The 17851-nt window shown below is 46.6% G+C and carries 14 protein-coding genes; 6 read left to right on the forward strand and 8 right to left on the reverse strand.

Annotated features, from left to right (window positions below):
* Nucleotides 1–388: 388 nt before the first annotated feature.
* A complete protein-coding gene (gene purL, locus AYW76_RS02145) occupies nt 389–4285 on the reverse strand; it encodes a phosphoribosylformylglycinamidine synthase (RefSeq protein ID WP_067215201.1) in 3897 nt (1298 codons plus the stop codon).
* Between the two features lie 105 nt (nt 4286–4390).
* Complete coding sequence (gene tadA / locus AYW76_RS02150; protein ID WP_082866067.1) at nt 4391–4927, reverse strand: tRNA adenosine(34) deaminase TadA; 537 nt, start codon at nt 4925–4927, stop codon at nt 4391–4393.
* A 48-nt stretch (nt 4928–4975) separates the two neighbouring features.
* Between tadA and AYW76_RS02155 the strand changes: the two genes are divergently transcribed.
* Nucleotides 4976–5386, forward strand: coding sequence for a CBS domain-containing protein (locus AYW76_RS02155; RefSeq protein WP_082866068.1), 411 nt, complete (start codon nt 4976–4978; stop codon nt 5384–5386).
* Nucleotides 5387–5432: 46 nt separating this feature from the next.
* On the opposite strand, the gene AYW76_RS02160 is transcribed toward AYW76_RS02155, so the two are convergent.
* From AYW76_RS02160 to AYW76_RS02175, 4 genes are all read right to left on the reverse strand, one after another.
* Nucleotides 5433–5654 (reverse strand): cold-shock protein, encoded by a 222-nt coding sequence (locus AYW76_RS02160; protein ID WP_067094978.1) that lies wholly within the window; start codon nt 5652–5654, stop codon nt 5433–5435.
* Nucleotides 5655–5714: 60 nt separating this feature from the next.
* Complete coding sequence (locus AYW76_RS02165; RefSeq protein WP_067215205.1) at nt 5715–8498, reverse strand: valine--tRNA ligase; 2784 nt, start codon at nt 8496–8498, stop codon at nt 5715–5717.
* An 85-nt stretch (nt 8499–8583) separates the two neighbouring features.
* The gene (locus tag AYW76_RS02170; protein ID WP_067215208.1) at nt 8584–9069 is read right to left on the reverse strand and encodes a hypothetical protein; all 486 of its coding nucleotides are present in this window, start codon (nt 9067–9069) and stop codon (nt 8584–8586) included.
* 292 nt (nt 9070–9361) lie between these two features.
* Nucleotides 9362–10819 carry a leucyl aminopeptidase gene (locus AYW76_RS02175; protein WP_067215212.1) on the reverse strand — a complete coding sequence of 486 codons (1458 nt, stop codon included), beginning with the start codon at nt 10817–10819 and terminating at the stop codon, nt 9362–9364.
* A 145-nt stretch (nt 10820–10964) separates the two neighbouring features.
* Between AYW76_RS02175 and lptF the strand changes: the two genes are divergently transcribed.
* Both lptF and lptG read left to right on the forward strand, forming a co-directional pair.
* On the forward strand, nt 10965–12062 hold the full coding sequence (gene lptF, locus AYW76_RS02180) for an LPS export ABC transporter permease LptF (RefSeq protein ID WP_269448091.1): 1098 nt from the start codon (nt 10965–10967) through the stop codon (nt 12060–12062).
* Nucleotides 12055–13116 (forward strand): LPS export ABC transporter permease LptG, encoded by a 1062-nt coding sequence (gene lptG / locus AYW76_RS02185; RefSeq protein ID WP_067030383.1) that lies wholly within the window; start codon nt 12055–12057, stop codon nt 13114–13116. Before lptF ends, lptG begins: the two co-directional genes overlap by 8 nt.
* A gap of 20 nt (nt 13117–13136) precedes the next feature.
* On the opposite strand, the gene AYW76_RS02190 is transcribed toward lptG, so the two are convergent.
* Nucleotides 13137–13562, reverse strand: a complete 426-nt coding sequence (locus tag AYW76_RS02190) for an RDD family protein (RefSeq protein WP_067030378.1) — start codon at nt 13560–13562, stop codon at nt 13137–13139.
* 121 nt (nt 13563–13683) lie between these two features.
* Entirely contained in the window at nt 13684–14844 is a 1161-nt protein-coding gene (locus AYW76_RS02195; protein ID WP_067215215.1) for an aminotransferase class I/II-fold pyridoxal phosphate-dependent enzyme, read from the reverse strand.
* Nucleotides 14845–15013: 169 nt separating this feature from the next.
* Between AYW76_RS02195 and dksA the strand changes: the two genes are divergently transcribed.
* The 3 genes from dksA (at nt 15014) to AYW76_RS02210 (ending at nt 17819) form a co-directional block, all read left to right on the forward strand.
* The gene (dksA, locus tag AYW76_RS02200; protein WP_067094957.1) at nt 15014–15448 is read left to right on the forward strand and encodes an RNA polymerase-binding protein DksA; all 435 of its coding nucleotides are present in this window, start codon (nt 15014–15016) and stop codon (nt 15446–15448) included.
* A 3-nt stretch (nt 15449–15451) separates the two neighbouring features.
* Nucleotides 15452–16333 carry a tRNA glutamyl-Q(34) synthetase GluQRS gene (gene gluQRS / locus AYW76_RS02205; RefSeq protein WP_067215218.1) on the forward strand — a complete coding sequence of 294 codons (882 nt, stop codon included), beginning with the start codon at nt 15452–15454 and terminating at the stop codon, nt 16331–16333.
* A 64-nt stretch (nt 16334–16397) separates the two neighbouring features.
* The gene (locus AYW76_RS02210) at nt 16398–17819 is read left to right on the forward strand and encodes a sigma-54-dependent transcriptional regulator (RefSeq protein WP_067215222.1); all 1422 of its coding nucleotides are present in this window, start codon (nt 16398–16400) and stop codon (nt 17817–17819) included.
* Nucleotides 17820–17851: the final 32 nt, after the last annotated feature.

Genomic DNA, 17851 nt, shown 5'->3' on the forward strand with positions numbered 1-17851 from the left:
CATTTAAGACTTCAAAATTTTTAGAAGTCTCCAGCGAGCGCCCACACAAATTATCTGATTATCTATTTTAAAGAGCGTCTGACGCGTTCTGCTTCGTTGTTGTGAAGCGTTGTCCGTGTCAGTGGAGGCGTATAATACGCATCTAAATTTTCAGCGCAAGCGGTTTTTAAATTAATTTAATAAAAACGCATTATTCTTTTAAATAGCGCCAAAACTGATCAATAAACACACAAACAAATACTTAGACGGTCAAATATCAATCACCTTTGACCTATGTGGTTAAGCAGACGTCGTTTTTAAAACCTCACCACTCATAACATTGCTCTAGAAACGAAAAAGCCCGCTGCTTATACAAGCAGCGGGCTTTTCGATTCTTAAAGCTAGAAGATTAGCCTAGGAATTTGCGTGCATTTTGGAACAAACGTAACCAAGGACCTTGCTCTTCCCAACCTTCTGGCTTCCAGCTGTGTTGTACCGCACGGTAAACACGTTCTGGGTGAGGCATCATGATAGTCACACGACCATCTTCAGACGTTAGACCAGTAATACCTTCCGCAGAACCATTCGGGTTGAATGGGTAGCGTTCAGTTGCTTGACCATAGTGATCTACATATTGCAGAGCCACTTGACCATTGGCTTGAAGAATCGCTTTGTGTGCATCATCGCGGTATTCTGTATGCCCTTCACCGTGCGCAACCGCGATCGGCATGACTGAACCCGCCATATCAGCTAGCAAGATAGAGTTAGACTCTTTCACTTCTACCTGAACAAAACGTGCCTCAAACTGAGCCGATTGGTTACGAACAAATTTAGGCCAATTTTGCGCACCTGGAATCAAGTCATGCAAGTTAGACAGCATCTGACAGCCATTACACACTCCCAGAGAGAACGTCTCTTGGCGGTTAAAGAAGGCTTCAAACTGCTCGCGAGCACGGCTGTTGAATAAGATGGACTTCGCCCAACCTTCACCGGCACCCAATACGTCACCGTAAGAGAAACCACCACACGCCACTAGACCTTGGAACTCTTCAAGTGATGTACGGCCTGACAAGATATCACTCATGTGAACGTCAACTGGGTTAAAGCCCGCTTTATGGAAGGCTGCCGCCATTTCCACTTGTCCGTTTACACCCTGCTCACGCAAAACTGCCATACGAGGCTTCGCACCCGTATTGATGTAAGGCGCTGCAACGTCGGCATTAATATCAAAGCTTAGCTTAGCTGATAGACCTGGGTCTTTCGCATCCAGTAAGTTATCGAACTCTTGCTGAGCAGATTCTGGGTTATCACGTAGAGCTTGGATGCGGTAGCTGGTTTCAGACCAAGTACGCTGCCACGTCACACGATCTTGCGACAACACTTGCTCACCTTGGAACGCAAAGTTCAACGTATCGCTATCGTTTAGTGTTGCTACGACAGTTGCTGAAACGCCTGCGCCTTGGTAAGCCGCTAGTACGGCATCAACATCAGAGCTGGCTACCTGAATCACGGCACCTAGCTCTTCGTTGAACAAAGAAGCCGCTAGAGACGCTTTGTCTTTTGCAACATTGGTTAGATCTACATCTAGACCGATGTGGCTCGCAAACGACATTTCTGTCAAGGTTGCAAATAGACCACCGTCGGAACGGTCATGATAGGCAAGCAATTTACCTTCACCATTAAGTGCTTGAGTGGTATCAAAGAAACCAGCAAGCGCAGCTGCACTGTCTACGTCAGGTGTTGCGTTACTGACTTTGTTAAAGACTTGCGCAAGTACCGAACCACCTAAACGGTTTTGGCCAGCACCAAGATCTAGCAAGATCAATTGGCTCTCTGCTTGCTTAAGCTCAGGTGTTAGAGTCTTACGAACATCTTCTACCGGCGCAAACGCAGAAATCACCAAAGACAATGGAGAGGTAACGGCTTTTTCTTCGCCATCTTCTTTCCATACTGTCTTCATCGACATCGAGTCTTTACCCACTGGTATGGCGATATCCAATGCTGGACAAAGCTCCATACCGACTGCTTTCACAGTTTGATACAGTTTCTCATCTTCACCTGCATGGCCTGCAGCGGCCATCCAATTTGCCGACAACTTAATGTGGCTACGCTTTGTCACTTTCGCTGCGGCTAAGTTCGTTAGCGCTTCACCAACGGCCATGCGCCCTGAAGCAGGAGCATTCAATAGCGCCGCAGGCGTGCGCTCACCCATCGTCATCGCTTCACCTTTATAGGTGTCTAGCGATGACGTCGTAACCGCAACATCTGCCACAGGCACTTGCCAAGGCCCGACCATTTGATCACGCGCCACCATACCAGTAATGGTACGGTCACCAATGGTAATCAAGAAACTCTTTGATGCCACCGTTGGTAGGGTTAGTACGCGTTTAGCCGCTTCCGCCAACTCCAATTCAGAACCATCAAAGTCATCGCCTTTCACATCAGCTTTTGTGGCTTCACGATGCATTTTCGGCGCTTTACCAAATAAAACGGACATCGGTAGATCGACAGGGCTGTTGTTGAAGTGAGGGTCTTCTACTTCTAGATGTAACTCTTCTTTCGCTTCACCCACCACAGCAAACGGACAACGCTCGCGCTCACAGATCGCTGCGAACTCATCAATGCGGTCAGCAGGGATTGCCATCACGTAGCGCTCTTGCGATTCGTTACACCAGATTTCCAGTGGTGACATACCCAGTTCATCGTTTAATACTTTACGTAGATCGAACTTACCACCACGCTCGCCATCTTTAACAAGTTCTGGCAAAGCGTTTGACAAACCACCCGCGCCCACGTCATGAATAAAGCTGATCGGATTTTTGTCACCAAGTTGCCAACAACGGTCGATCACTTCCTGACAACGACGCTCCATTTCTGGGTTGCCACGCTGTACCGATGCAAAATCTAAGTCTTCGTTACCGTCCGCAGAAGCCATCGATGAGGCAGCACCACCCCCAAGACCAATCAACATCGCTGGACCGCCTAGCACAACCAGTTTCGAGCCAACTTGGATCTCATCTTTCTCAACGTGCTCACGACGGATGTTACCAAGACCACCGGCCAACATGATCGGCTTGTGGTAACCACGTACCTCGTCACCTGTTGGACCTTGAACTTTTTGCTCAAAGGTACGGAAGTAACCTAGCAGGTTAGGACGGCCAAACTCGTTGTTAAACGCCGCGCCACCAATAGGGCCTTCGATCATGATGTCCAATGGTGTCACGATACGACTTGGTTTGCCGTAATGACTTTCCCATGGCTGTTCAAAGCCAGGAAGCTTCAAATCCGACACCGTGTAACCAGATAAACCTGCTTTGGGTTTTGAACCAATACCCGTTGCACCTTCGTCACGAATTTCACCACCTGACCCTGTTGCAGCACCAGAGAAAGGCGCAATCGCTGTTGGGTGGTTATGCGTTTCCACTTTCATCAGAATATCGATGTTCTCTTGTGAGAAGTCGTATTCTTTGGTTTCTGGATTAGGGAAAAAGCGACCTGCTTTGTGGCCTTCCATAACAGCCGCGTTGTCTTTGTAAGCAGACAAGGTGCCATCTGGATTATGCTCATGGGTATTTTTGATCATTTTAAACAAAGAACGTTCTTGCTCTTCGCCATCGATCGTCCAAGACGCATTGAAAATTTTATGACGACAGTGCTCAGAGTTTGCTTGGGCAAACATCATCAGCTCAATATCGTTAGGGTTACGGCCTAGCTCTTGGAAAGATTCAACTAAGTAGTCAATCTCGTCTTCCGCCAACGCCAAACCAAGCTTCTGATTGGCGTCAGCCAATGCAGCACGACCACCACCTAAAACATCAACACTGGTCATTGGCTTTGGGGTTGCGTGAGCAAACATGTTTTGTGCAGCGTTTAAATCTAACAAAACACTTTCGGTCATGCGGTCATGCAGTAACGCAGCAACCTCATTACGTTGCTCATCAGTCAATGCAGCATTCGAGTGAATAAAATATTGAACACCACGCTCTACTCGCTCAACTTGCTCAAGACCACAGTTATGCAAGATATCTGTTGCTTTTGAAGACCAAGGAGAGATGGTACCAAGACGTGGAACTACCAATACGTAGTGATCAGATACTTGAATCGGCGCAGACTTAGCCCCGTAAGTCAGAGCCTGTTCTAGCACGTTTTGTTGATCTGAAGTCAGCGCCTGTTCTGATTTCAATTCAACAAAATGTAGAAATTGGGCATCGATATCTGTGATAGATGGATACAGATCTTTTAGACCGGCTAAAAGCTTAGCTTTGCGAAACGCAGAAAGCGCTGCGGAACCATGCAGAGTCAGCATGTCGAGTTTTGCCTCATATGGTGGTTTTGGGGAAAAATTTGCGCACATTTTAAATCATTGAAGTGTTTTTAAGCCAGTACAGACTTTGCATTATCAACACTTTCCTCACTCATCACGTACACTTTGCTCCCTAGCCTGTTGTTTTAACCGCTTTTTTTGCTCACGGCGGTACTGAAAAAAGTTTGAAAGTTGCTCACTGGCTTGATCAGCCAGCACCCCACCCAGACTTTCCACACGATGATTTAGGTAACTGCTGTCAAAAAAAGACAGCTGACTTTCCACCACACCACTCTTTGGTTCAGTCGCTCCGTAAACAACTCGCGCCACTCGACTGTGAATAATGGCTCCTGCGCACATGGAACATGGCTCTAAAGTGACGTATAACGTCGCACCGGGTAGGCGGTAGTTATTCATTTTTTGACAAGCATCACGAATAGCTTGGATCTCCGCGTGCGCCGTTGGATCGCAGGTGTGAATCGGGGAGTTAAAACCTTGGCCAATGATTTCATCATTCAATACAACCAACGCACCCACTGGAATTTCGCTTTCAGCGGCCGCCTCTTGCGCTAATTCCAACGCTTTAGCCATCCAAAATTCATCTTTCTCTAGTAAGCACTGACTATTATCTATTGCGCTTGGCATTTATTATCTCCTAGACTCATAACAACTATTATACAAGGAGTTCGAAGCGTGCAAACTGTCGCCGACTTAATGATTACAAATTTGGTTACTCTAAAAGAGAGTGACTCCCTCGCCACCGCGAAGGCCTTGATGTCAGAAAAAAATATCCGCAACCTACCCGTTATTGACGATGACGGTCATTGCCTAGGTATGCTGACACAACGAGAATATCTTAAACATGCGTTTTACCTTGTCAGCCAATTTGGTACTCTGCAGCTGCATAAGAAAGAAGAGCAAACACCCGTTCGCAATGCCATGAATAAGGACACTTTGTCCATTGACCCTAGCATGACACTAAAAACCGCAGCTGAATTCTTTATTGAAAATAAATACGGCAGCCTGCCGGTAGTCGAGAACGGCAAGTTGGTCGGCATCTTAAGCCCTGTCGACTTTGTCAAACTGGCTCACAGCATGCTTTAAACAGACATAAAAAAACCAGCTGAATCAGCTGGTTTTTTATAAGAGGCTAGAGTGGCCGTTTCTCGAGTTTCACCTCGGTCGCTTGTGTCCCAAAGTCTGTCTGGATGACATCAAAACTCACCGACTGGCCTTTCTTCAACGTTTTATGCCCATCTGACAGAATGGCTTTATAGTGAACAAATACATCTGGAAAACCATCACGCTTAATAAAACCCACACCTTTGGTGTCGTTAAACCATCGCACTTTGCCAAATAACCGTTCTGCCATTGACCACCTCTTGCTACTTTAGCCAGTTGCCCCACTGGTCACAGTGAGGCAACTGTCACTTTATAGAGATTCGATGCTAGCCTTTTGCTCTTCAAGTCGAGCAACAACCAACTTCAAGTCTTCACACTTTGCTTTCTCTTTCTCTACGACCGCTTCAGGAGCTTTAGCAACAAATGACTCGTTACCTAACTTACCTTCAATGCGTTGTAGATCTTTACTGGCTTTATCGATTTCTTTTTGTAGACGAGCAAGCTCAGCCTCTTTATCAATCAGACCAGCCATAGGCACCAACACTTCCATCTCACCGACCAAGGCTGTCGCTGACATCGGCGCCTCAGCACCGGCCTCAAGCCAAGTGACGGATTCGATTTTCGCAAGCTTCTGTAGGAACGCTAAGTTCGCTTCCATACGCACTTTGTCTTGCTCAGAACCATTACGGAAAAACACTTCTAGAGGCTTAGACGGAGCGATGTTCATTTCACCACGAATGTTACGAACACCTTCGATAACCCCTTTTAGCCATTCAACATCGGCTTCGGCTTCGGCATTTTTCTTCGCTTCATCCGTTTCAGGGTACGCCTGCGTCATAACGGTTTCACCCGTTTGACCCGCCAATGGCGCAATACGCTGCCAAATTTCTTCGGTAATAAATGGCATCATCGGGTGCGCCAAACGCATGAAGGCTTCCAGAACGCGAACCAGTGTACGACGCGTACCGGCCAATTGTGCTGGCGTTGAGTTCTCATCCCACAGCACAGGCTTAGACAACTCTAGATACCAATCACAGTACTCGTGCCACATGAACTCATAAATAGCTTGAGCTGCTAGATCAAAACGATGCGTGTCGTACGCTTTGTTCACCGCCTCTTCTGCGTGCTGTAAGCGCGAGATGATCCATTTATCGGCTAATGAAAGCTCAACTTCTGCACCATTTTGCGCACAATCTTGGTCTTCCGTATTCATCAATACGTAACGTGTTGCGTTCCAAATTTTGTTACAGAAATTACGGTAGCCTTCCAGACGGTTCAAATCGAACTTGATATCACGACCACCAGACGCCAATGAACACAACGTGAAACGCAGTGCGTCAGTACCGTAAGAAGGCATGCCTTCTGGGTACGTTTCGCGAGTATTCTTTTCAACTTTCTCAGCCAAACGAGGCTGCATCATGCCATAAGTGCGTTTAGCAACCAGCGATTCAAGGTCAATACCGTTAATCAGATCCAACGGATCGATCACATTGCCCTTAGACTTGGACATTTTGTCGCCACGCTCATCACGGATAAGACCCGTGATGTACACGGTTTTGAAAGGTACTTTATCGGTAAACTTCAGGGTCATCATGATCATACGCGCGACCCAGAAGAAGATAATATCAAAGCCTGTTACCAGAACATCTGATTCCGCAAACAGCTCAAAGTCTTCTGTTTTTTCTGGCCAGCCTTGTGTGGCAAACGTCCACAATGCGGAAGAGAACCATGTATCCAGTACGTCTTCGTCTTGAACCAGCTCTATATCCGCTGCTAAGTCGTATTTTTGGCGTACATCTTCTTCGCTTTGACCAACGTAGAACTTACCATCAGCATCATACCAAGCTGGGATTTGATGCCCCCACCAAAGTTGGCGTGAGATACACCAATCTTGTAGATCACGCATCCAAGAGAAGTAAGTGTTCTCCCATTGCTTTGGTACAAATTGGATATCACCATTTTCAACGGCTTCAATCGCGGGTTTCGCCAACGTTTCAACCGCCACATACCACTGCTTGGTTAGGTACGGCTCAACGACCGTGTTACCGCGCTCACTGCGCGGTACTTTCAGTTTGTGGTCGGCAATTTTCTCTAACAGACCTAGCGCTTCGAAATCTTTCACAATCACTTTACGTGCTTCGAAGCGATCTAAGCCACGGTATTTCTCTGGTGCCTCATTGTTAATCGCCGCATCGTCTGTAAAGATGTTAAGCATTGGCAGATCGTGGCGTTTACCTACTTCATAGTCATTGAAGTCATGGGCAGGTGTGATTTTCACACAACCTGTACCAAATTCTTTATCAACGTATTCATCTACGATAATTGGAATACGGCGACCAACAAGCGGTAACACAATCTCTTTACCAACTAAGTCAGAGTAACGCTCATCATCATGCGCAACCGCAACGGCGGAGTCACCTAGCATGGTCTCAGGACGCGTCGTCGCAACAACAATGTAATCTTTGCCATCTGCGGTTTTTACGCCATCCGCTAGAGGGTAACGGAAGTGCCACATGAAGCCATTTTCTTCTTCTGACAATACCTCTAGGTCAGAAATGGCTGTGTGCAGTTTAGGGTCCCAGTTTACCAAGCGCTGACCACGGTAAATAATGCCTTCGTCATAAAGACGTACAAACACTTCTTGAACCGCAGCAGACATGCCTGGGTCCATCGTAAAACGTTCTTTAGTCCAATCGACAGAGTCACCTAATACACGCATTTGATCAGAGATCGTGCCGCCTGACTGACCTTTCCATTCCCATACTTTTTCAAGGAACTTCTCACGACCTAATTCAGTACGTGTTTGGTTTTGCGCAGCCAATTGGCGCTCAACAACCATTTGTGTCGCGATGCCCGCGTGGTCACTACCTGGCTGCCACAAAGTGCGCTTGCCTTGCATACGTGCACGACGAATCATGGCATCCATTAAACTGTGCTGGAATGCGTGCCCCATATGCAGGCTACCGGTGACGTTTGGCGGTGGAATCATGATGGAGAATGGCGTGCCATCACCGCTTGGTGCGAAATAGTTGTTTTCTTCCCAGCGAGTGTAAATAGGCTGTTCGATACTTTGAGGTTGGTAAGTCTTTTCCATTATGGTGTCTTAAAGCTCTTGGATGGCAAAATAAAGTTGAGGGGATTATAACGTTTACACAGTGGTCGAGAAAGTCACGTAACACCTAAGGATCATCGTGTCTTGAGATTTCCATCATTACTTCTGCAACCAATTCTGGCAATCTGCGCTCGAGCACACTTTTAACAGCATCCGCAATAAGTTGAGATTGATCTTTACCTGCCGTATTGGGTTGCACGGCAGTGGCCACATGCTCAACCGTTTGACTGACAGAGTCGGAGACAGTCTCAGTTATCGCTTCGGGCGGCTCGTAGTTAAACTCAGCACCTTTTTCAGGTGGTTCGTATTGGAATTTGGTCTTTTTCTCAGGCGCTTCGTACTTAAAGGTAGGCGTCGGCTTTTGCGTCTCCGCTTCATCAGAGAATAGAGATTTCTTCAGGTGCATTTCCTGACTAATGGGAGTTACTGCATCGTCTGCACCGACGATATCCATCAAGATAGGAATATCATCTTTATTGCGTAACGCAGCTGTTAGGACTGTTTCGTCCGGCTCAGACAGAAACATTTGAGCATCAGAAAGCACATCAGACATAAAAAATCACAACCAAACCTAAGTGTATCGTACTAAATCCAGACTGATTTCAGTCTAAATTTTTCCGATAGGAAACGTTCAAGTTGTACAACTTTCGCACTGAACTGGGCAAAAGTCCACCCTAACGATACGCGCCGACAATCACACTAAACTATACCCGCCAATAAAACCTAACAAGATACAGTTTGGCGATTTCATCACTTTTCATCGCCAAGAGCAAAGTTCAAATTCATTAGCAAACAAAAAACCCTGCAAGCATGACAACTTACAGGGCTTTATTCACTAAGAAGCTCTAGTTCGCTTTACTTAATAAATATTGAGTCAACAAACCTACAGGGCGACCGCTCGCACCTTTCGCTGCCCCGCCTGTCCAAGCTGTGCCAGCAATATCCAAGTGCGCCCAAGGGTAACTTTCTGTAAAGCGCGAAAGGAAGCAAGCCGCCGTTACCGAACCGGCCTCTGGTCCACCAATGTTCCCCATATCGGCGAAGTTGCTATCTAACTGCTGCTGATACTCTTCATCCAATGGCATCTGCCAAAGTTTGTCTGCGGCGTCGCTGCCAGCCGCTTTCAAAGCATCCGCTACGTCTTGCTTATTAGCGTACATACCTGAATTGACACTACCAAGGGCCACAATACAAGCTCCCGTCAATGTCGCAATGTCAACCACTGACTGAGGCTTGAAGCGCTCAATGTAAGTCAATGCATCACATAACACTAAGCGCCCTTCCGCATCGGTGTTCAATACTTCCACTGTTTTACCCGACATTGTACGCACTACATCGCCAGGCTTCGTAGCACGTGCACTTGGCATGTTTTCCGCTGCCGCAATCACTGCGGTAAAGTTCAATGCGGGTTTGAGTTCACAAATCGCCTTCATCGTGCCAAATACACTGGCCGCACCACACATGTCGTATTTCATTTCGTCCATTTTCGCACCAGGCTTCAATGAGATACCACCCGTATCAAAGGTAATGCCTTTACCTAATAAGACATGCGGCGCTTCATCTTCTTTGCCACCACGGTAGTGCATCACGATCAAGTAGCTTGGCTGATCACTGCCGCGTCCAACCGACAGCAAACAGTGCATACCAAGCTCATCCATTTTGGTTTCATCTAGCAATTCGATATCAATACCGAATTCTTCACCAAGATGCTGCGCTTTGGAGGCCAAATAAGCCGGCGTGCACACATTACCCGGCAAGTTACCCAATTGACGAGTGAACGCAGAACCTGACGCTGTTGCTACGCCCACTTTCAAGGCATCTTCGTTCGTACCTTCGATTTGCAAAGTTTCCACTTTACTCACTTTCTCAGCATCCGATTGCTTAAAGCCAAGGAATTCATAAAACGCTTCATTTAGCCACTGCGCCAACAAAGTCGTCATATTGTCAGCATCACGATCTTTAACTGACAAGCCGCTCGCAGCGACCGCGACGTTAGCATATGGCAGGGACTTGATTTGAGTACCTACTGCAGCCGCCACTTTTTTAACATTCATATCCGACAACGCATCTTTACCAGTGCCAACCAACAACAGAGCTGGCTGACCTTCTACAACGCTTGGCAGCAGCAACGTTTGTGCCACAGAGCCTTTGAAAACGGTTTGTTCGCGCAGCGCTGTAATCTGGCCTTGTACTTTTTCATCTGCCTGTGCGGTTGCTGCTGGTAATTCACCTTCACTCGGAACGAATACAACAAGCAGGTCAGCTTGCACATCAGCAGCATTGTTGAACAATTGTGTTTTCATATTTCCCATCCAATTCAATAATCTTTCTAAAATACTGGCTACCTGCGGCAACTATCGAGATAATATTGGCCGCTTTAAAACAGTAGCGATCGCCTGAAGTCACGCTAGAACTCCAGTAGAGGTTCCTTTGAAACTATTCAGATACTTGGCTAAAGAAGTGTTGGTGTCAACCGCAGCGGTGACGCTCATCTTACTTCTTGTCATTTTAAGTGGACGCATCGTCAATTACTTGGGACGTGTCGCAGAAGGAAAAATGAGCTTTGACTTTCTGTTCATTATCTTGGGACTCCATGTGCCAAGTTTTATTCAAGTCATTTTGCCATTAGCTTTTTTCCTTTCTTTACTCTTGGCTTACGGCCGACTGTACATCGAAAATGAAATGTCGATTCTATTCGCCAGTGGCGTCAGCAAAGTAAAGCTTGGAGTCTACACCTTAGGTATTGCACTTTTTGTGACAGCCATCTCGGCCACCATAAACTTTTGGGTGTCTCCAACGTTTGAGTATAAAGCTCAAGAAATGACTCGCTCCCAAAGCCAGCTCACCGCTTTCGACTTTTTACAGCCGGGAAAGTTTGAGGGCTCAGGACAAAAAGCCACTTACATCGAAAATTTTACCGCCGATGAAGGCTGGATGGAAAATCTGTTTATTTCAGACACGACCATCAAATCAAATCAGCGCATCCCAACTCAAACCTTAGCACGCTACGGTGAGTTAGTGCGTTTTGCTGAACACGACGGATTACAGTACTTGGTTCTTAAAGATGGCGTACGTTATGAAGGAACACCCGGCACCGGAAACTACAGCTTAACGACCTTCGATACCTATGCTATCCGCATTGAAGACCGCCCGATGCAAGATATTACGGCAGAGGAAGCTCAGCCAACGCTGTCTTTGTTGCAGTCCAGCGACCCAAAATTAATTGCAGAATTACAATGGCGCATCAGCCTCGTCATCATTGTGCCGATACTGGCCATTATTGGTTTATCGCTCAGTCAAGTGAACCCAAGACAAGGACGTTTCTTTAAAATGCTGCCCGCTATTATTTTGCTTATCACATATTTGGGCCTGCTCATCTGGGGACGCACGGCGTTAGAAAAACAGATTATTCCAGCACAATTAGGTTTATGGTGGGTGCACGCCATCTTCTTGCTGATAGGCACCTACACCTTCCTGCTCTTCAACCAAGCCTTCTCGCGCAAGTCCGCGAAACTGCCTAAGAACAAGGAGAGCCGCCATGCGTAAACTTGACCACTACGTTGGCATGAGCGTATTACTGGCCGTCTGCTTGGTGGCGTTTGTTTTACTAGGACTGGACTTTGCGATTACCTTTATCGAAGAAGTAAAAAAGATAAATGATCAATACACTGCCGGCACTTTAATCCAAGTACTTGGACTACGTATCCCAGGAAAGCTAGCGGAATACTTACCTGTTTCCTCTCTAATTGGCACCTTAGTCGGACTCGGAGCCTTAGCGTCCACCTCTGAAATTACCGTTATGCGCGCCGCGGGTATCCCATTATGGCGTCTAGGTTTTGCCGCTTGTAAGCCAGTCTTACTTCTGGCTGTACTAGGGTTATTGGTTGCGGAATTTGTATCACCTATCGCAGAACAAAAAGCCAATCTTGTGGATAAGCTTCAAGTTGGCGTCAACCAAGATTTCGCCATCACTGGCGGTAGCTGGCTTAAAACAAATGGCGACTATATCTATATTGATGCCGCAGATCGCGAAGGTAATTTATACAACATTACCATTTACGATCGCGAAGGTGATCAGTTACGCGCCATCCATGCGGCAAAGCGTGCCACTCAAGTTTCTGAAGACACTTGGCAACTACAAAACATCCAGACTTCAACGTTTACCGATACTAAAGTTGAAGTAAGCAACACAAAAAGCCAAGAGTGGACCTCTTCGCTAAAGGCCGATTTTTTGTATTTATCCACACAAGAACCGGACAGCCTTTCGCTTACTCAGCTGTATCAGTATTCAGCTTTTTTAAAGGAACAAGGACTTAACGCGGGGAATTATGAACTCGCCTTCTGGAGTAAAGTCTTTAGACCTTTATCTTCGTTGGCACTCGTGATTGTGGCCATTTCTACGGTATTTGGGCCACTGCGCTCGTCTACTATGGGGGGGCGTATTTTCTCTGGCGTATTGATTGGCTTGGCCTTCCAAAACAGCCTATACATCACGGGACGATTCAGCCTTGTAAGCTCGTTACCACCACTTTTGGGCATCCTAATCCCGATACTTATATGCTTTATGATCGGTTTATACCTGCTAAAACGTCGCCATTAATTTGACGCGCAGCGCAGCCATTAAGAATCTTGGCTGCGCTGCTTATGATCAATAAATTCCAACCGCGTCTGAGACATTTTGTCATGCCATGTTTGTTGGTTCTTATCGATTAGCGCCCACAGAAACCCTAACCCACAACATGCCCAAGACACTAACGCAAAGACATAACGTGCTGTCGCTTGACGTGCAGTAATTGGCGCGCCGCTCTCTTGTACAACACGAAATTTCCAAACCTGCATTCCCAAAGTTTGACCAGGATACCGCCAAAATTTGAAGAAAAAGCCCCACGCAATCAATAGCAACAACCAAAACATCCAGAAACTCTCCACCGCTTCACCATCGTTAGACATCACCGCAATCCAACCTACGATGAAATACAACGCGATCAATAAAAGAGCATCATAAAAAGCGGCCGCCAAACGACGCCAAAGCTGAACTTTACGCATACCAACCCTATACCCAAACACACAAATTTTGATGTCAACTATAATGCAGAGTAATAACGCGCTTTAAAAGGAGGTTTTCCAAAACCTAAAAAGAACACGATTAAGGTCAATAAAAAGCGCCTTAAGATGCCATGAACCGCTCGATCCGCAGCAAAGCTTGTTCAATTCGATCACAATCACAGGTATAGGCAAAACGTACATACTTATGCGCCTCTCTGTGTCCAAAATCCGCACCTGGCGTCAGTGCAACATACTCTTGTTGCAACAAATCTAAACACCATTGCATTGCATCTGTCGTAATCGACGACACATCAACATAGACATAGAACGCGCCTTGTGGCGCTGACGCAACAGGCAATCCCAATCGCTTCAAACCATCTATTAAGGTAAGGCGACGTTTCGCTAAGGTCTGACGACGACTTTCACACTCTGCCAGCACATCTGGCTCAAAGGCTCGAAGTGCCGCATATTGCGCAACAGATGACGCAGAGATGAATAAATTTTGCGCCAGTTTTGTTGCGCCTTCGATGGCCCACTCTGGCACCACAATCCAGCCTAAGCGCCAACCCGTCATCGCGAAGTATTTTGAAAAGCTGTTCACGACAAAAATATCATCACTGATGCTTAACGCAGTAAAATCGTGCCCTTCAAATACCAATCCTTGATAAATTTCATCCACCAACAAATGGCCACCCTGTTGCTGAACAATCGACCACGCTTGCTGTACGTATTCCTGAGACAACACTGAGCCGGTTGGGTTGGCCGGAGACGCTAACCACAACCCTGTTGTCTGATCACGCCATTCGCTTTGTAGCTGCTCAAGATCAATCTCGAAGTTGTTCTTACTGAAACATTCCAACATACGAGCAGTCGCACCCACTTGTAATAAAAAATGGCGATTACAAGGGTAGCAAGGGTCTGGCATGAGCACCTCTGAACCCACTTCCGCCATCAGCGAACTTAGCAATAACAAAGCGCCTGACGCGCCTGGCGTCACGACAATACGCTCTGAGCTCACGTCAACGCCATAACGCTGTAAATAAAACTCACTGATCGATTGCCTCAACTCAGGTAATCCTGTCGCAGAGGTATAACCGGTTTTGCCTGCGTTGATCGCCGCAATGCCCGCTTCATTGACCGCTTGCGGAGCACTGAAATCAGGCTCACCAACTTCTAGGTGGATAACATCCTGACCCGCGGCCTGTAATTGCTTTGCTCGCGCCATCACTGCCATCACTTGAAATGGGGCTATTTGTTCGACGCGTTTTGCTAATGTCTGCATACTAAATCTCTAACGTCCGTAAATATGCTTGGAAAAGAATAACGTTTTTTGCGCAAAAAATGTGGTTATAACTCGGATTATCTGATAACTTTCCGCCCGAAAAATTAAACCACTTTAACTTAATGTAAACAGGTTACCACAAGGAACACCTGGGAAGTGAGGCAAGACTATGCCAAGTAAAAATCCTGAATCATTGATGAAAGACTTTACACCTTACGTTGCGGCGGACGGTGAAGAGTACATGAACGAAAAACAATTGGCGCATTTCAAAAGCATCCTTCTCAACTGGAAGCAAAACCTGATGGAAGAGGTTGATCGCACCGTTCACAACTTACAAGAAGAAGCGGTGAACTACGCTGATCCAAACGATCGCGCCAGCCAAGAAGAAGAGTTTAGCCTAGAGTTACGCGCTCGAGATCGTGAGCGTAAATTGGTTAAAAAAATCAACCAAACCATCGAGCGTATCAACGAAGACGACTACGGCTTCTGTGATGAGTGTGGCATTGATATCGGCATCCGTCGACTTGAAGCTCGCCCTACTGCAAGCATGTGTATCGATTGCAAAACACTTGCTGAAATAAAAGAGAAGCAAATCGGCAACTAAACCATGCCCAATGCTTATCGCGGCCGGTTCGCACCATCGCCTACCGGCCCGCTTCATTTCGGCTCTTTGCTCAGTGCCGTTGCGAGTTACTTAGATGCTCGCCAACAACAAGGTACTTGGTTAATTCGCCTAGAAGATGTCGACGGCACTCGCTGCCAAGACTCCTTTCAGCAAGCTATTCTCGATACATTAGCCAGTTATCATCTTATTTCTGATGAGGATGTAGTGCGTCAATCCGACCGCCAAAGCCTTTATCAACACTTCTTAGAACAACTCATTACATCAAACCTAGCCTACCCTTGTCAGTGCACCCGCGCTTCTTTAAAGGCCAATAGCGGACTACACCCAAATCAATGCCAATGTGATATGAACCATCCTCACTCATGGCGCGCATTCTGTGAAGTCGGCCGCTACGAATATTGTGACCCTATACAAGGCAAACAATATTTTGATATTAGCCAACCATCGAATCACCCAGTATTAAAACGCAAAGATGGCTACTTTTCTTACCAGTTAGCGGTAGTGGTAGACGACCACCTGCAACACATTAGCCATATCGTACGCGGTGCCGATTTATTAGACACCACCGGTCAACAACTCTGGCTTTACCAACAATTTGGTTGGCAAGCACCAGCTATGATGCACTTACCCCTTATTGTGAATGAATTCGGCGATAAAATAAGTAAACAAAATCATGCTAAAGCCATTCCAAATGGGGAGCGACAGGTTCTACTACGGGTATTGTATTATCTAGGTTTTAAAGACGCCCCTCGGGACTACTCGTTGCTACAATTGCTATCTTGGGCAACTGAGCACTGGCAACCTACGCAACTATCCCAAGCAAACCTTGCATTGCTTGATACAGACCAACACCTCATCCAATAGCCGCACTCGCACCCCTGCTAAAAGTGAGTATAATCGTGACACCAAGTTACAAGGGGTGACAAAAATGTATCATGTTATGGTGATTTGCGGTGATCACTCACCACTAAAAGAAGTGGATCGCTGGTTAAGCCGAAATGGTTTTCACGTCAATATTAGCCAATCAATCGACCAAGCCATTAAGCATTACGAATTGGATGACTTCGAGCTACTTCTGATTGATGCAGACGTTGCCCCAGACGACGCCTTAACTAAAATAAAACATCAAACGTTTATTATTTTTGATCAACGCCCAAGCTTAAATGCCGCCATTGAATACATGTCAAAGGGCGCGAACTACTTTATTCCACTGCCTACCGATTCGGACACCGTCTTAGCGCAAGTGATCGCAGCACTGGAAAAACCTAAACAAGACAAAAGTATTCAATCACCCACCACACCGGAGAACATCAGCTTATTCGCGTCGAGTGAAACTTCGCCTAGCACCCCTAAACTCGGCTCTCCAGAAAGCGGCATTATTGGCAACAGTCCCGCCATGCACACTTTGTTTGATGAACTTGTAAAAGTTGCCAAAACAGATGCCACAGTCCTAGTTCATGGTGAGTCTGGTACGGGTAAAGAACTGGTGGCCAAGTCGATCCATAATTTATCTAAGCGCAAAAATAACGCACTCATCAGTGTCAACTGTGCTGCCATCCCCGAAAATCTTATCGAATCAGAGCTTTTTGGTCATGAAAAGGGCGCCTTTACTGGCGCGGTATCAGCACGAGATGGGCTTATTATGGCCGCCGATGAAGGGACTCTATTCTTAGATGAAATCGGTGAGTTACCACTTGAAGCCCAAGCACGGCTATTACGAGTATTACAGGAAGGCGAAATTCGTCGAGTCGGCGCGGTAACGTCAAGCCATGTCGACATCCGCTTAGTGACCGCAACACACCGAAACCTTTTGCAGATGGTGCAAAACGGCATGTTCCGTGAAGATTTATATTACCGCCTGTACGTGATGGAGCTATCCGTGCCCGCTCTAAGGGAGCGTGGTGAAGACATTTCCCTCATCGCTAAGGTACTGCTTGAAAAAGCCTGCAAGAAGCATGACAAAGCGCTACCGCGATACACCAAAACATTTGATGCAGCAATACGTTCACATCAATGGCCCGGCAATGTACGCGAATTAGAAAACGCCTTAGAGCGTGCAGTCATTCTTAGCCCCGAGGGAAAATTGGATGCTCACAACCTCAAGTTAAAGAACAGGGAAGGTCATGCAATCGTAACAAAGACAGAGCATAATGACGCCGCTTCCGATACCCCTTCAGCGTTCGTGATCGAAGGTTCCACTCTTGATGATTACTTCAAGCATTTTGTCTTGACGCACCAACATAAAATGACCGAAACACAGCTTGCACAATCTCTGGGCATATCCCGAAAAAGTCTTTGGGAACGGCGTCAAAAACTCAAAATTCCACGAAAAGTAACAGAACAAAAGTAACACTTGATACCATACTACCCAAAAAGCCCGAC

The organism is Marinomonas gallaica, assembly GCF_001639745.1.
Classification (GTDB): Bacteria; Pseudomonadota; Gammaproteobacteria; order Pseudomonadales; family Marinomonadaceae; genus Marinomonas; species Marinomonas gallaica.

Coding starts and splice junctions, on each gene's coding strand:
- purL (WP_067215201.1), bottom strand. CDS start 4,285: ATGCTGACTCTGCATGGTTCCGCAGCGCTTTCTGCGTTTCGCAAAGCT.
- tadA (WP_082866067.1), bottom strand. CDS start 4,927: ATGCCAAGCGCAATAGATAATAGTCAGTGCTTACTAGAGAAAGATGAA.
- AYW76_RS02160 (WP_067094978.1), bottom strand. CDS start 5,654: ATGGCAGAACGGTTATTTGGCAAAGTGCGATGGTTTAACGACACCAAA.
- AYW76_RS02165 (WP_067215205.1), bottom strand. CDS start 8,498: ATGGAAAAGACTTACCAACCTCAAAGTATCGAACAGCCTATTTACACT.
- AYW76_RS02170 (WP_067215208.1), bottom strand. CDS start 9,069: ATGTCTGATGTGCTTTCTGATGCTCAAATGTTTCTGTCTGAGCCGGAC.
- AYW76_RS02175 (WP_067215212.1), bottom strand. CDS start 10,819: ATGAAAACACAATTGTTCAACAATGCTGCTGATGTGCAAGCTGACCTG.
- lptG (WP_067030383.1), top strand. CDS start 12,055: ATGCGTAAACTTGACCACTACGTTGGCATGAGCGTATTACTGGCCGTC.
- AYW76_RS02190 (WP_067030378.1), bottom strand. CDS start 13,562: ATGCGTAAAGTTCAGCTTTGGCGTCGTTTGGCGGCCGCTTTTTATGAT.
- AYW76_RS02195 (WP_067215215.1), bottom strand. CDS start 14,844: ATGCAGACATTAGCAAAACGCGTCGAACAAATAGCCCCATTTCAAGTG.
- dksA (WP_067094957.1), top strand. CDS start 15,014: ATGCCAAGTAAAAATCCTGAATCATTGATGAAAGACTTTACACCTTAC.
- gluQRS (WP_067215218.1), top strand. CDS start 15,452: ATGCCCAATGCTTATCGCGGCCGGTTCGCACCATCGCCTACCGGCCCG.
- AYW76_RS02210 (WP_067215222.1), top strand. CDS start 16,398: ATGTATCATGTTATGGTGATTTGCGGTGATCACTCACCACTAAAAGAA.